This window comes from Paenarthrobacter sp. YIM B13468 (assembly GCF_042788025.1).
Lineage (GTDB): Bacteria > Actinomycetota > Actinomycetes > Actinomycetales > Micrococcaceae > Arthrobacter > Arthrobacter aromaticivorans.
Genome location: NZ_JBHZPI010000011.1, coordinates 59,745 through 73,973, shown reverse-complemented (window position 1 = coordinate 73,973; position 14,229 = coordinate 59,745). Strand labels below are relative to the sequence as shown.

14 protein-coding genes are annotated in these 14,229 nt (G+C 60.3%); 8 read left to right on the top strand and 6 right to left on the bottom strand.

The annotated features are described in order from the left end of the window. Window positions 1-44: 44 nt before the first annotated feature. The gene (locus ACFX4T_RS12220) at window positions 45-1,019 is read left to right on the top strand and encodes a zinc-binding alcohol dehydrogenase family protein (RefSeq protein WP_377652109.1); all 975 of its coding nucleotides are present in this window, start codon (window positions 45-47) and stop codon (window positions 1,017-1,019) included. A 976-nt stretch (window positions 1,020-1,995) separates the two neighbouring features. On the opposite strand, the gene ACFX4T_RS12215 is transcribed toward ACFX4T_RS12220, so the two are convergent. From ACFX4T_RS12215 to ACFX4T_RS12190, 6 genes are all read right to left on the bottom strand, one after another. Beyond that, window positions 1,996-2,268 (bottom strand): competence protein CoiA family protein, encoded by a 273-nt coding sequence (locus ACFX4T_RS12215; protein ID WP_377652108.1) that lies wholly within the window; start codon window positions 2,266-2,268, stop codon window positions 1,996-1,998. Between the two features lie 194 nt (window positions 2,269-2,462). After that, complete coding sequence (locus ACFX4T_RS12210) at window positions 2,463-3,251, bottom strand: SDR family NAD(P)-dependent oxidoreductase (RefSeq protein WP_377652107.1); 789 nt, start codon at window positions 3,249-3,251, stop codon at window positions 2,463-2,465. 79 nt (window positions 3,252-3,330) lie between these two features. Then, window positions 3,331-4,143 carry a sugar phosphate isomerase/epimerase family protein gene (locus tag ACFX4T_RS12205; RefSeq protein ID WP_377652172.1) on the bottom strand — a complete coding sequence of 271 codons (813 nt, stop codon included), beginning with the start codon at window positions 4,141-4,143 and terminating at the stop codon, window positions 3,331-3,333. A 113-nt stretch (window positions 4,144-4,256) separates the two neighbouring features. Then, the gene (locus ACFX4T_RS12200) at window positions 4,257-5,675 is read right to left on the bottom strand and encodes an MFS transporter (RefSeq protein WP_216923434.1); all 1,419 of its coding nucleotides are present in this window, start codon (window positions 5,673-5,675) and stop codon (window positions 4,257-4,259) included. A gap of 309 nt (window positions 5,676-5,984) precedes the next feature. After that, the gene (locus tag ACFX4T_RS12195; RefSeq protein ID WP_216923436.1) at window positions 5,985-6,527 is read right to left on the bottom strand and encodes an ATP-binding protein; all 543 of its coding nucleotides are present in this window, start codon (window positions 6,525-6,527) and stop codon (window positions 5,985-5,987) included. Next, entirely contained in the window at window positions 6,527-7,174 is a 648-nt protein-coding gene (locus ACFX4T_RS12190) for a bifunctional 4-hydroxy-2-oxoglutarate aldolase/2-dehydro-3-deoxy-phosphogluconate aldolase (RefSeq protein WP_216923437.1), read from the bottom strand. The genes ACFX4T_RS12195 and ACFX4T_RS12190 overlap by 1 nt, the downstream gene beginning before the upstream one ends. A gap of 142 nt (window positions 7,175-7,316) precedes the next feature. Between ACFX4T_RS12190 and ACFX4T_RS12185 the strand changes: the two genes are divergently transcribed. The 7 genes from ACFX4T_RS12185 to ACFX4T_RS12155 all read left to right on the top strand — a co-directional run bounded on the left by ACFX4T_RS12185 (window position 7,317) and on the right by ACFX4T_RS12155 (window position 14,123). Continuing rightward, window positions 7,317-8,303, top strand: coding sequence for a Gfo/Idh/MocA family protein (locus ACFX4T_RS12185; protein ID WP_377652106.1), 987 nt, complete (start codon window positions 7,317-7,319; stop codon window positions 8,301-8,303). Then, complete coding sequence (locus ACFX4T_RS12180; RefSeq protein WP_377652105.1) at window positions 8,296-9,291, top strand: LacI family DNA-binding transcriptional regulator; 996 nt, start codon at window positions 8,296-8,298, stop codon at window positions 9,289-9,291. Before ACFX4T_RS12185 ends, ACFX4T_RS12180 begins: the two co-directional genes overlap by 8 nt. Further along, window positions 9,288-9,854, top strand: coding sequence for a VOC family protein (locus ACFX4T_RS12175; protein ID WP_377652104.1), 567 nt, complete (start codon window positions 9,288-9,290; stop codon window positions 9,852-9,854). The genes ACFX4T_RS12180 and ACFX4T_RS12175 overlap by 4 nt, the downstream gene beginning before the upstream one ends. A gap of 3 nt (window positions 9,855-9,857) precedes the next feature. Continuing rightward, a complete protein-coding gene (locus ACFX4T_RS12170) occupies window positions 9,858-10,757 on the top strand; it encodes a sugar phosphate isomerase/epimerase (RefSeq protein ID WP_223949065.1) in 900 nt (299 codons plus the stop codon). Further along, entirely contained in the window at window positions 10,757-11,749 is a 993-nt protein-coding gene (locus ACFX4T_RS12165) for a Gfo/Idh/MocA family protein (RefSeq protein WP_377652103.1), read from the top strand. The genes ACFX4T_RS12170 and ACFX4T_RS12165 overlap by 1 nt, the downstream gene beginning before the upstream one ends. After that, window positions 11,719-13,002: a CynX/NimT family MFS transporter gene (locus ACFX4T_RS12160; RefSeq protein WP_216923456.1), complete on the top strand. Its 1,284-nt coding sequence runs from the start codon at window positions 11,719-11,721 to the stop codon at window positions 13,000-13,002. Before ACFX4T_RS12165 ends, ACFX4T_RS12160 begins: the two co-directional genes overlap by 31 nt. A 134-nt stretch (window positions 13,003-13,136) precedes the next feature. After that, complete coding sequence (locus ACFX4T_RS12155; protein WP_377652102.1) at window positions 13,137-14,123, top strand: Gfo/Idh/MocA family protein; 987 nt, start codon at window positions 13,137-13,139, stop codon at window positions 14,121-14,123. Window positions 14,124-14,229: the final 106 nt, after the last annotated feature.

Sequence of the window (14,229 nt, the reverse complement as noted above, 5' to 3'; positions counted from 1 at the left end):
ACCCTCAACGCAACATTGTCTATAAAGGAAGATGGAAGAAACCAGTGAAAGCAGCAGTCATACGTAGTTGGGGCGGTCCGGAACAATTTTCCGTTGAAGCGGTGCCCGATCCGGAACCCGGACCGGGCGAGGTAATCGTCGAACTTCATGCCAGCGCCTTGAACTGGCACGACGTCCTCGTCCGGCAAACCGGCCGGGGGTTCACAACGCCTAGCATTCTCGGCATCGACGGGGCCGGAATCCGCCAGGATACGGGAGAGAAGACTGTCATCTTCCCGGGGCTGAATTGGGGAAAGAATGCGGCAGCGCCCGGAAAGGATTTCTCTATCCTCGGTGACAGTACAGACGGAACCTACGCCCAACTTGTTGCAGTTCCCGTCGAAAACCTGTTCCCGATGCCCCAACACCTCTCGTGGGCCGAGGCGGCAGCGCTTCCCTGTGCGGGGCTCACCGCCTACCGGGCACTCTTCAAACGGGCCAAGTTGCGGCCGGGTGAGACCGTGTTGGTCATTGGCGCCGGCAGCGGCGTCTCCACTTTCGCCATCATGTTCGCTGCTACGGCCGAAGCCCGTGTGCTGGCAACGTCATCGAGTCGGGACAAGCTCGACTCTGTCCGTGCCATCGGTGTGGATAAGGGATTTCTCTACACAGACCCCGATTGGGTCCAGCAGGTACTCGAAGCCACCGGCGGCGGCGTGGACGTCATCATCAACGGTGCCGGCGCCAACCTGCGCGACTCCATGGCATGCCTGAAACCAGGAGGACGGATTGCCGTATTCGGCGCATCTGCAGGAACCACAGCTACAATCGACATCCCGGACCTCTATTGGGGCCACGTGTCGGTTCTCGGTACGACACTTGGAAGCCCCGATGACTTCGGACACATGCTCGAAATGATCGACAAGTACCAGATCCGCCCGATAATCGACTCCCTCTATTCCCTGACGGAAATCGTGGAGGCACACCGCCATCTCGAATCCAGAAACCATCTCGGGAAGCTCGTCCTGAGCCTCAGATAAGACGCTCCAAACCGCGAAGGAAATATCCGAGCAATCCGTGATAGCGCCGCTCGTCCCATCCTTCCGCGGCCCAGGTCGTTCCCGTCAATAGCTGGGCGGGACAACAGAATCTGGTCCCCAACGCGTAGTCGAAGTACTTGCCAGCGTTAGTCGCCGTTCAGGCACCCACATTGTGGGGCTCTCGCATGTAGCGAGGCTTGCTGTTGGCGATAGAGCCTTGGGCGGCTCCAGCCTATGAGGCAAACCGCGCCTTCCGCAGCGTCCTTTGACGCGGGCGTGCGCTATGCCAGTTTTTCCCGGATGATGGGGTTATTTGTTTTCCGTTCTAGGCTGTCGTAGCGGTGCCTTGGGCCGCCGCTCACTAGTTCATGGGGTGCGGTAGTGACGTCGACATGACTTATTGGAGACTCTGTCGGATATTTCTCGTGAAAGCGTGCTCTTCCTGAGCCATGGCGTCGGCGCCCGGTTTATACAGCCAAAGAGCATACGGCGGCATGGGCCAACCCGGGCCGGGGCCATGCCGCCTCGATCTTCAAAGTAGACACGGGGCTCACAGGCGACGCCTTCGGGTTCAGTCTGGGAGGTTCGGCCCACCGATGATCGGCACGATCTGTGCTGTTCTAGTCTTCGTCCCTCTCGGAGCCCTTGCCCCCTTGGACCGACAGCTCGCACACCGGCGACGGCGTCAGCCCACTGCGCTGCTCTTCAAATTCGCCTCGGCCTGGACAGGTTTACCGCACGATGTCAGCACCAACAGCAGAGCGGCGAACAACACCGACAGGAGATGCTGTGGTCGTCCTTGTCGCCGCATACTGGCCACCTGCAACCGGTAGATCGTGACCAACTGTATACGCCGAGTCTGCAACGGCGTCTAGAGCGTGTGGCGCCATTTAGAAGGCAGACCAGAGCCGCCTATACCAGCCTTGCGTCAAGCTGTGTCTTGGTCGCTGCATCCAGAGTATGCGCGTTGCCCGACTCAATCTTTGGGGGCATGCGTGCCAGCCCGCCCAGTGCGGCTTCCAGTTTCTGCAAGGAATGTGAAGGCGCTCCACGGCCTCGAAACCAATCGGCACTCCTGCCTGTGTCGGGCAGCAAACGCGGGCTGACGCTTCTGTCCCGCTCTGAACACAGCACGTCCCTCGCAGGACAGGCATACCAATTCCTGGCGAGTTGCTCTCTGCTCTTCCGGAGTAAGACCTGCAAATTGTGTTGCCGTCCATTCGGTGCCGTCCAGAACGCTTTTTGCCATATACAAGGGGCCTCCTCGTGTATTGCTAAATGAAACTTCGAGTGCCTCGCGAGGCCGTACAGGTCACCACACTGGGCACTATGGGTCTCGGTTCTTCATCTCGTACCCCGTGTGGTCGCGGATCCAATCGGATGTCCAAATGCCATGGACCCGCTGGTATCGTGCAGCGAGTCCATGACGAAACATCGGGACTGCTACTTCGAGCTGGGTCGTCCGGGGATATGGCTCAGGATGGACTTTGAGAAGCCGCCATCGACACAGATATCTTGCCCGGTGACGTAGCCCGACAAAGGGCTAACAAGAAATTCGATCACGTTTGCGATGTCCATAGGATCCCCAATTCTTGCCAGCGGGATAATATCCTCCCTTGCCTTCTTGATTTTGGGATCTTCATACATTTTTTCCGTCATCCGTGTTTGAGTCATGCCAGGGGAGACCACATTGACACGGATGCCGTCGGGCGCCCACTCCAATGCCAGAGTCTGCGCCAACATCGTCAACGCAGCTTTGCTTGGGCTATACGCACCTGATCCCGCATGGGGTTGTTGGCCGGACATGGAGGAGGTGAAACAGGCGGCGCCATGGCTGTCCTTCAAGTGCGGGTAACTCGCTTTGGCAAGAAGCCATGGGCCGCGGAGGTTCACGGAGAACATTCCGTCCCAGTCCTCAACGGACAGGTCGCATATGGCTCCGGGGTTGGCGATTCCGGCGTTGGCTACCAACGCGTCCAGGCCACCGAATTCTGCTACAGCAGCTCCGACCAGCTGGCTTGGCACATCCGGATCCCCGAGATCACCTGCCAAGGCGATGGCAGTGCCTCCGATTGCCTGGATTGAACCAACAACCTGCTCTTGGCTGCTGTTCGGTTCGTGTCCGCATACGGCAATCATCGGGTGCACCCCACGTGCAAGAGCCGCCTCTGCGAGTCTCAGGGATGCCGCTGCGCCGATACCGCTGCTTCCGCCACTGACCAAAGCCCTCATTTGCACAAACTCCTCTTTAGGGTTGATTCGCATTGAAAATTCACTACCAACAATTTGTAGAGCTGGATGTCCGGCGGAGCTAACTCTCCAGTTCCCAGCCGTGGTTCTTGAGGTCTTGCATCGCCTTCGCAAATTCTTGTACGGGCTTTTCCTCGCGGATGATCTCAAGTACGACGTTGTTAACTCCGCAGGTGTCCCTGACGACGCCGCCCAGCCCGTCCCAGTCGATGACGCCTGTGCCGATAGGGTCGTGACCCCAAGTATCCGTGCCGGTATCGGAAATATGCACGAGTCCTATGGATTCGTGGTGCTCACGGAGATTGGCCACGGGATCCTCTTCGATGTATGCGGCATTCGCCACGTCGTAGACGATCTTGACTGACGGGTCGTTAATTGTGCTGACAACACTTGCCAGGTCTTGAATGGTGGGGGTGAAGCAATACGGTGTGTTTTCAAAGAGCAGTCGTGTGCCACCCTGCTTGGCCAGTGGGATGAGACTTTCCAGGCTCTCATACATCCATCCGTAGGTGTTTTCAAGTGAGGGTGAAATCATCGGGCGGCGCGTGCCGGGTGATATGACAACCTCGGGTACGCCCCAGTCGGCAGCCAGCTCAATCACTGACTTGATGTGATCAATGCTTTTGCGACGCATGTTGGCGCCGGGGCTGGCCAGGTTAACGTCATATCCGCCAGCGTTCAAGGACCTGATTTTGGCGCCGTATTGGTTCAGTCTTGCTTTGATTGCCGTGCGCTCAGACTCTGGTAGTTCATCCGGCCAGCAGTGCGGAGAGCTGACTGGAACTTCGAACGTTTTGTACCCGTTGTCGACAAGTTCGGCTATCGCATCGATTGCCTTCGCTGACCAAAGATATGAAAACGTATTTATAATCATGCTGTTCACGTCGTAAAAGTCCTCTCAGTTCCGCGCCATGTAGAAGAAGGCTTCCCTTCATAACGCACTATGAATTTGCGCTGCGACCGAGCCGCCACAACTCCGCCGACCGTCTATTTGGAGTGCGTGGATACGTCGACCATCGACGTCGTGCCCGAAACCAGCTGCTTGCCTTCGAGTACCTCGGGGTCAGCCAGTGCCACCGTGGAACGGTCGCCGCGGTTGCCGGTCTCCGGCAGCGTGAAGTAGGCCACGAGGCAGAGGGCAACGACGACGATCATGTAGACCGCGACGAGCATCGGCTGCCCGGCACCAACGAATGCGGCGGCGATCAGCGGCGCAGTGCCACCGAAGACGGCAATCACGATCTGGTGCGCGAAGCCGATGCCCGATACACGGACGGATGCCGGAAACAGTTCGGCCTGGATGGTTGGATACACCGACTGCCAGATACCGAGAACTACCCACCCGGACGCCGATACCAGGACGTATACCCAGAAGCCCGGCTGGTTGAGGAGCAGGAGCAAGGGGTAGAAGAGAACGATCATGCCGATGGCGCCGATGATCGGGAAGATTTTGCGTCGGCCGAGTCGATCAGAGAGCGCGCCGCAAACAGGCACGATGATCACGAGCAAGGCGAGCCCGATGACGCTCCCGGCCAGGGTGGAGGCCAGGTCCCGCCCGGAGGTCAGCTTGGCGTAAGTGGGAAGGAACGTCGCCCAGGTGTAGTAGGCCACAGCCGGCGCCGAGAGGGCTGCTGCCTGAAGCAGGGCCTTCGGGTGTTCGCGAAGCAGGTCCATCAGGCGGGCTGCAGCGGACTTCTGATCGACGAGGGCCTCGGCCTCAAACTCGGGGGTTTCTTCTGCCCGCGCCCTCAGGATTAGGCCGACGATGCCGAGGAAGCCTCCCACGACGAATGGGATGCGCCAACCCCAGGCGGCGAGGTCGGCGGTCGAGAATGATGATGTCACCATTGCTGCGGCGCCGGTCGCGGCGAGGGTCGCGAGGCCGCTCGCCATGTTGGTGAAGGAGCCGAACAGACCCCTCCGGTTCGCAGGAGCGTGTTCGACCATGAATGCGATGGCGCTCTGTCCCTCACTGCCGGCCGAGATGCCTTGGAGGATGCGTGCAACCAGAAACAGAACCGGCGCTGCGTAGCCGATGGTCGCAAACGAAGGGGTGAGGCCGATGAGGAGCGAGCCGAGGGCCATCCCGGAGATGGACAGCGTAAGAATGACCCGGCGGCCAAAGCGGTCGGCCAAAGGAGAGATGATGATTCCGCTTAGTGGGCGTACAACGAACCCGACGGCGTAAGTGAGGAGTGCGGCGATCAGGGAGGCGAATGGGGAATCGCTTGGGAATATCTGCGACGAGAATACTGCCGCGAGCAGCCCGTAAATGTACCAGTCGTACCACTCAACGAAGTGGCCGATCGTGCCTGCCACCATGTTCAGGGTGCGGCGAGGATGCTTAGGCGTTTCGGGACGCCCCGAAGTGTCGGGACTCCCGACGGCCTCTTTTGAGGTCTTCATTGAACTCTCCATGTTTTCACGTTTGGTGCTGTGGTTGTAGTGCTTGTTCTGGGCACCTGGTGTGCGGGGCCGGGCCGCCTGCAAATGGGTCCGGCCGGATACCGGATGCCGAGAGCGGCGGTCGGTGCGGCGCAGGGGGTGCTGCTTGCTTTAAAGCGGAAGATCTTCCAAAGACCTCCAGGTCCCGGAATGAGATCGGTTGCTGAGATCGGTTGCATTCAACGATAGGGATGGCATGTGATGCTTGTCAATGCCCATTCCCTGCGCATCATCCAAGCCAATGCCACTGATACCCCACCTGCGGCCGCATCAATCGGCGGGGAGGGGAGCCTCGTTATTGAGGTCCTGAAACTGCACTCCGGACCAGGCGCATTCGAGGCTGCCATAAGTGGCCCAGTAGTCATCCCAGTGTGTAAGTTTCCACTGGTCGCGCTCAAGGCCACGACGGGTGAGCCGCGAACGCAGAACGTCCTGCGGCACCCGGACCCGTATCACTGTGATCTCGGGGGAGGGCCAGTCGAAGTCGGTTGCCGCCTGGGTCAGATAGTTCGGGTCGCCAAAATAGGCCCCGAAGGGGGCATCGAGGACTACGGAGCGGCCGAGGCGAAGGTTTACTCCTGCCACATCCATGAGAGTCTCGTACTCAAGGGGCAGCAGGTTGGCGCGATAGTAGTCGTTGGACTCGCGGTCGGTTGGGTCATGCCCCGTGGCAGTCAGTGCGAACTCGACAAAGCGGCCGCTCACCCGGTCCTTGTCAAGGTATGTCGCCTTATGCTTCTCAGCCGTTTGTTGGGCAATCGTCGTTTTTCCTGAGCCGGCGGGTCCAATGACGATGAAGACTTCCGGGGACATTATCGGCGGGCCTCTGCTACTGCAGCGAGGAAAGACCGGGCTGCTTCGGTGACGCGGGTAAAGTCGCCGTCCGGCTGCCATGCCTTTGTCACGTAGCTGCCCACGCCGACCCCTGCCACACCTGCGGCGAACCATTCGCCCACATTTTCCAGCGTTACACCACCTGCAGGCATGATGGGCAGATGTGCCAGTGGCGCCAGAACTGCTTTCGCATAGGCCACCCCGCCGGCTTCGGTGGGGAAGAGCTTGAGGATGTCAGCGCCTGCCTCGGCGGACTCGACGAATTCCGTCGGCGTGTACGCTCCGCTGATTGTTGGTACCTGGTATCGGTTTGCTGTGCGGATCATCGCGGGATTCAGCTGGGGGCTGACCAGGAACTCGGCGCCGGCGCGAATGCACTCGTACGCGGAGTGTTCATCGAGCACAGTCCCCGCCCCGACGGCCACGCCGCTTGGTCCGTGCTTTGCTGCCAGGCGGCGGATCACGTCTACGGCGCCGGGAATCGAAAGGGTGATTTCCAGTGCCCGGAAGCCTCCCTCGATGGCAGCCTCCGCGACCTTTTCGGCGATTTCGGCGCTCTCAAGTCGAACGATGAGGACGGCCCCGGACTCATCGATGGTCTGCAGGGTGCGAAGTTTCTTATACATGGTGGCCTCTCTCTGGCCGGGTGACGTCATTCTCTTGAGCCAACCCCGGCTCTGTTGATGTTTCGTTGACAAACTCTCCCACCATCCATAGTGTTATTGCAACCGATCTCAGCAACCGATCTCATACAAGGAGGTATCGCGGTTGACTCATGTACGAACAATCATTCTCGGCGCTTCCCATTGGCATGTTCCGCTCTGCGCACAGGCCATGGCCGAAGAGCACGAAGTCATCGCAGTAGGCGACGATGATGTCTCCCGTGTGCAGGTAAAGAGACTGGCCGACGGCTGGGGAGCGCCGGTTGAAGCTGACTGGCGGAAACTGGTGGATTTGCCCGACGTCGGGCTTGCATATGTGTTTGGTCCCCACGAGGGAATGGCAGAAAAGTGCATGGCCCTGATCGAGCGGGGCATTCCATTCGTGGTGGAAAAGCCATTGGGCACTTCGCTTGGCGAGCTTTCCACCGTGCGCCAAGCTGCCGAAGCAGCTGGTGTACCGGCCACTGTGCCCCTCGTCCAGCGCGGCGGACCCACAGAGAAGTGGTTGGCCAAGGCCGGCAGGCCCACCTACCAGCGAGCCTCATTCATTGCTGGCCCTCCGGGCCGGTATCTCGCCAATGCCAATCCGTGGATGCTGGACCCGGTCAAGGCCGGGGGCGGCTGCCTCGCGAACCTGGGCCCGCATTTTGTTGACCTGTTCCTCAGAGGGTGCGAGGAGTCTGCAGCGCAGGTGGATTCCCGACTCTCATCGGTTCTTCACGGCCAAGCTATCGAGGACCATGCCAGCCTGATCATCACCACGCCGGAAGGACGCGAAGCGATTGTGGAGGTGGGCTACGCATTCCCTGGTTCGCCGCTGAAGCGGTATTGCAGCTTTACCTCGGTCGGTGACACTGGATTCGCCACCGTTGATTCCGATGGCACAGCTACTTTCACGGCCCTGGACGGAACCACGGACGTCGACAAGATCAACGTGGACAGCGACCCTCTCTACGATCCATTTGTGCGCAGCGTCGCCCGGACACTGGAAGATGGATTCCGGGGCCTGCCAACGCTGGCCCAACTCGAAGATGTCATGCGCCCCATTTGGCAGGCCTATGACGACCAGTACGGAGGAAGAGAACATGCCTGACTTGAGTATCGACGTCGTCGCAAAAGCCGCCGGTGTCCATCGGTCAACGGTCTCCCGGGCCTTCTCACGCCCAGAGGCGGTGAAGAGCGAAACACGCGAGCACATCCTTCGGGTCGCCGAGGGGCTCGGCTACACGATGAGCCCGCTCGCACAGGCGCTGCGCCGGAAGACCAGCACCATCATTCCGCTGATCGTGCCCGATATCACCAACCCCTTCTTCGCGGAACTTGCCAAAACGATGACACAGGCAGCAGACGAGCGCGGCTACCAATTGATGCTTTGCGTCACCAACGGGGATCCGGCCAAAACCGATGGATATTTCACGGCCATGCAGGCCATGTACGCCCCGTTCGGGATCGTTGCTCCGTCGACAAAGGTAGATACCGGGGCGCTGAAGCGCTTCGCCTTCGGCCACAAGGTTGTGGTGATCGACCGCGTGGAGGGCGACACCTCCGTGCCCACCGTCACGGTTGACAGCCGCCGAGGCATCATGCTCGCACTGGAGCACCTGCATGGTCTGGGGCACACCCAGATCGGTTACGTATCCGGCATCGCGGGCACGCACACCGCTCAGGATCGGATGGACGCCTACTTGGAACTCACGGCCCAGAGCGGTAGCACACCTATAGTGCTGGACAGCGGGTCTGATCTTGATGCGGGCACCCGCGGGGCCGAGCATTTCCTGGACATGGACAATCCGCCAACGGCTATCATCGCGGCCAACGACATGGTGGCTTTTGCCGTGATCTCGGCGCTGGGTAGCCGCGGCGTGCGGGTGCCGGAAGACGTCTCGGTGGTCGGATTCGACGGTCTGGCTCTTGGTTCCCGGTTCAACCCTGCCCTGACAACGGTCCGCCAGCCGATCGCTGACATGGGGCACATTGCCATCGAACTGGCTGAAAAACAAAATCTGGACGGATCGGTGGATCATATCGTCCTTGAGCCTGAGCTTTTGGTCCGGGCTTCCACCTCGGGGCCGCGCAAATGAGCGGGGTACAGGAGCAGAGGCTCCGGCGTCTGCCGGGACTCCAGCACACAGACCACGTCGGGTTGACGGTTCCAAACCTCGAAGAAGGCATCCGCTTCTTCGTCGACGTCCTCGGAGCCGAAGAGTTATATCGCTCCGAACGCGGGCCCGACGAAGAATTCATGCCCACAAACTTCGAAGTCCCTGCAGATGCCAAGCTCACACTCGCGATGCTGCGCCTGCCACCAAACCTCAACATCGAACTTTTCGAATGGAGCAGCGCCGAACGGCGAGAAACGCAGCCGCGGCACTGCGACGCCGGTGGCCACCACTTGTGCTTCGTCGTGGACGACGTAGACGAAGCGATCGCAGTGCTGCAGGAAACACCCGGGGTACGCGTGCTCGGTGAGCGCAAGGAAGTCGCCGGCGACAGCCCCCGAGTAGCCGGCAACCGCTGGACCTACTTCATCACCCCTTGGGGATTGCTGATGGAAATCGTGGATCGATCCCGCGTCGCAGCCCCACCCCGGCTGGTCGGTCCTGCGGACTGGACAGCACCTCCAAACACTCCAGAAAGGACATAAACAATGCGGCTAGCCGGTCACACACTAGGCACCCCGGACCACACGGTTCCCCAAGCAATTGATCTATTCCGAGCCGCAGGGCTCGATGCCGCCGAAGTCATCTACCAGAATGACTACAAATCCGGATTGCCTTTAGGTGACCGTCGTGCCGCGATGGAGGCACTGAAAGCGGCTGAAAACGCAGGGCTTCCCATCGTAGGTCTGACGCCCTACACAACCGCCATCAACTCCCTCGACGACGCTGAATGGCGCACAGCTGTCGATGAATTCCGTGGCGCCATAGAAACCGCACACCTGCTTGGCGCCGACCGGGTCCGTGTCTATGCTGGCTCGTGGCACCCCGGGGACAACGACCACGATGCGCGGTGGGGACAACTGCGTAGGGCGTTGGAGACCCTTGCACCCGAAGCAGGCCAGGCCGGTGTTCGCCTATGCGTGGAAAACCACTTCGGCACCATGACCCAGACCGCAGCGGACACCGCTGCCCTTGTCCGGGAAATAGCCCATCCGGCCGTTCGCGTCCTCTATGATCAGGCGAACCTGACATTCACGCACGATGAAACCTACGAACAGGCCTTCGCCGTCCAAGGCGACCTTATCGGTCACGTCCACGTGAAGGATCTTGTCTTCACAGATCCCAACGCGGCCTTCCGCGCCACAGAAACAGCCAGGGTCAACGCCTCAGAGCGGGCAGTCCGTTCACGCGTCGTCGGAAGCGGCGTCGTTCCGTGGTCCCAGATCCTGGCTGCGTTGCTGCAGCACGGCTATGACGATGTGCTGAGCATCGAGCTCGAATACCGTTGGCACCCTCAAGACCTCCCCGCGCCCGAGGACGGATTCAGGGAATCCGTATCCGTTCTGCGCTCAATGCTCACCGATCTTGCTGAAGTAAGGAACGCCTGATGAACAACAACCGCCTCCGTGTCGGCGTCATCGGCGCCGGTAACATTGGCACCATCGCCCAACTGCCCACCCTCGTACAACGCGACGACGTGGAATTGGCCGCTCTGGTGTCCCGGCGCGAAGATCCGAGCAGCCTGGTCCGACGCTGGGGCTTCAACGCCGCCTACAAATCGGTGGAGGACATGCTTGCTGCGCAGGAGCTGGATGCCGTCTTCGTGCTGACGCCACGATCCGAGCATGCCCATGCCGTCCAGCTCTGCCTCAGCCGCGACGTGGACGTGTTCTGCGAGAAGCCACTGGCTCCAGCGACCGGTGAAGCAGAACGCCTGGCAGATCTCGCCGACGAGCGGGGACGGATACTGATGGTTGACTTCAACCGCCGTTATGCGCCCGTCTACACGGCCGGCCGGGAAGCTTTTGGCGACAAGGGTGCTACCTTCTGCGTTGCTCAAAAGAACCGCCCAGGATCCGAATACCGGGCGACATTCGAGAATGCAATTCACATGGTCGATCTCCTTCGCTGGTACTGCGGAGGCGAACCAGAACAGGTCGCCGCCCACGCCGCAGGTGAGGACCCCTGGGAAGAAGACGGCGTCGCAGCGACCATCCGCTTCAGCACCGGCAACACCGGCGTCCTGATGGCCGCCCGTACAGCGGGGGCATGGAACGAGAAGCTGGACGCCTATGGTGACGGCAAATCCGTCGAAGTCAGGGCACCTGAAGCGGTGTCCACCACCATCAACGGCATCACGACATCGCGGGAGCTGAGCGCCGAAGCGTACGGCTGGGCCACTGCGACAGACACCCTCGGGTTCTCTGCCGCCGTTCACCACTTCCTGGACCGGGTCGCTGACAGGGCACAGCCGCTTACCTCGGGCCGCGAAGCTGTTCACACCCAGCGCCTGCTGGACCAGATTCTCGCAGCCGCCGGTTTACCGACAGAAGAACAAGCCGGGCGGGAATGGGCCAGCCACGCAGTCAACGCAAGCTAACAGCAGAGAGACGGCCATTCCGGGGGCGTCTCACTGCGCTTGCAGGCATCCTGCTGGTGGCTTTCAGCGCCAGAGAAGCGGTGTCGGCAGTGTCCCCGCTCCTTGGCCAAATAAGCGCCGACCTTCCCTTCGACGCGGTAAGCACAGGGATCCTTGGGATGCTGCCGACGGCCGCCTTCGCAGTGATGGGTTTCTTTGCGTTGCCGCTCCTGCGGCGTATCCAGCTCGAACACCTTCTACTGATTGCCATCCTGCTGACAACATGTGGTCAGGTCGGCCGCGCAGCGGGATGGAATGTGTTGGCATTCCTGGTGTTCACCTGCATCGCCATGCTCGGGATTGGCCTGGTCAATGTCGTGGCTCCGCCTGTGTTGATGAAGTACTTTCCCGACAGAATCGGGATTCTCGCAGCGCTCCATGTCACGCTCCTAGGTGTCAGCACGGCCGTGGCCGCCCAATTTGCCATTCCTTTGGGAAATCTTCATGGGTGGCGGTTCTCCACAGGAATTTGGGCTGTCCTCAGTACGCTTGCCGCGATCCCTTGGCTGATTCTTCTTCGTTTAGCCAACCGGACCGTTGCCCACTCCGGGACCTCACTAGCCAACGATAGGCCGTCGACCCCTGCGAACTTGGTCAAACCCTGGAGATCATCGATCGGCTGGGGCACTGCCTTGATCTTTGCTGGTTGCTCCAGCAATACTTTTGCAGCGCTCGCTTGGCTTCCTGTTGTTCTCGTCGACAGGGGAATGGGACAGGAAGCTGCTGGCTCCATGCTGGCTCTCTATTCGATCCTCGCGTTGCCGGTCGCCCTGACTGTGCCCCTGGTTGTCGTAAGAATGCCCCGCCCCCTACCTATGGCGATCCTGTTTGTCGTCGCCTTTGCCATGGGGTACGGGGGCATCATCTTCGCTCCGCCAGCCACTGCAGCGGTTTGGGTTGTCTTGGCGGGACTAGGCCAAGGCGCATATTCCTTTGCGTTCACCATTATCAATAAGCGAACACGCACGCAATCCGGCTCAGGAAGTTTATCCGCGTTCGCCCAAGGAGCCGGCTACGCACTCGCAAGCGCAGGCCCATTCCTTTTCGCGCTCCTGCACCGTCCAAGGGACGGCTGGCTGCCCTCGTTCGGCATGCTCGGTGCCTGGCTCGTAGTGCTTGTGGCAGGGGCAATTATGGTCAATAGGCCACGCATGCTGGAAGATCAATTGCCGGTTCCAAAGCCCGCTCCGAAAACAAAAGTAAAGGGTCTCTAACACCCCTTTCTTACGACACCAAGATATGCCGATGGTCCATCAATCCGATCGCATTGGCTTATTGAATGCACTCAAAGGAGAGATTTCATGAGTAACTCTTTCACCCCCGGTCGGGCCTTCGCGGGGTCTGTCTCATGACGACGGCGGCACGGGCCCCGCGCGTGGCGGTGGTCGGAGCGGCGGGCTGGGCCGGGTCCCGGCATGCACGGGCATTCGCCAATGCGGGTGCCAATGTCACCCACCTCGTGGACAAGGACGAGCGTGCGTTGGCCTTGGCCCAGGAGTTCGGTGCACTCTTGGTGCCCGGTGCCCAGAAGCTCCATTCTGATCAGCTGGACCTGGTGGTTGTGGCTTTACCTACAACTCTGCAACCGGCCATCTGTGCGGATCTGCTGAACAAGGGATTCCGGGTGCTGACGGAAAAGCCGGTGGCGGCGGACGCAGAAGGTGCTGCCATTCTTGGCGCCGCCTCGGGAGTGGACGAACGACTCATGGTGGGGTACACACTCCACCAGCATCCGTGTGCTCCACTCGTCTCCCAGTGGGTCAGGGACAACAATGTGATCGCCGTCAATGTTCGATCGGTTGCCCATAAGCAGAACGTCGATTCATGGCGTGCTGATCCGAAAGAGGGAGGCGTCGCGGTAGTCAATGGCATTCACGCCATCGAACTGGTCTCATCGTGGTTTGAGGGTGCCCCGAAAGTCCTGGCCACCAGCGCCAGCAGCAGCCTCTACGGGTCTCCGGTACCGGAACATGTCGTTTCCACACTGGAATTTCCCTCTGGAGTGGTGTTCACCATGCAGAGCTATTGGTCGCCCTGGCAGGAGCCCCAGGGCCTGAATCAAGGCGATTGGAGCCTTACCATCGATGTCCTTGCCACCGCGGGGCGGTTCCTGTGGTCCAACGATTCCCTTCGCATGTGGGACCGTGACGGCGGCCAGTACGAAAAGACTTTTGCCCCCTCCGATCTATTCCTCCGGCAGGCAGAATCTGCGCTGAGGTTCTACACGGGCGAAACGCCTGCCGTTACATTCGCCCAGGCACTCCGCGCCACAGAAATCGCCGATGCAGTCCGGGCAGGGGCAGCCTCTGGCGCCAAAGAGGTGATAAGCCCCTAGCAGCACCAAACACGAACAAACGGCAATCGCCCGGACTGAGCAATATCGAGTAAGGAAATGACCATGAAGCAAGCACCTCACGCTCCGACCATGGGAGCACCGCTGT